Source organism: Rahnella sp. PD4 (assembly GCF_049199325.1).
GTDB lineage: Bacteria > Pseudomonadota > Gammaproteobacteria > Enterobacterales > Enterobacteriaceae > Rahnella > Rahnella perminowiae.
On the sequence record NZ_JBLZQF010000044.1, the window covers coordinates 1 to 255 of the forward strand.

At 53.7% G+C, this 255-nt stretch carries 1 rRNA gene; it reads right to left on the minus strand.

Going from position 1 to position 255, the window contains the following annotated elements:
* Window positions 1-255 (minus strand): 16S ribosomal RNA (locus ACOZIO_RS25135); the annotation flags it as partial.

Sequence of the window (255 nt, forward strand, 5' to 3'; positions counted from 1 at the left end):
TCTGACTTAACAAACCGCCTGCGTGCGCTTTACGCCCAGTAATTCCGATTAACGCTTGCACCCTCCGTATTACCGCGGCTGCTGGCACGGAGTTAGCCGGTGCTTCTTCTGCGAGTAACGTCAATCAACACACGTATTAAGTGTGATGCCTTCCTCCTCGCTGAAAGTGCTTTACAACCCTAAGGCCTTCTTCACACACGCGGCATGGCTGCATCAGGCTTGCGCCCATTGTGCAATATTCCCCACTGCTGCCTC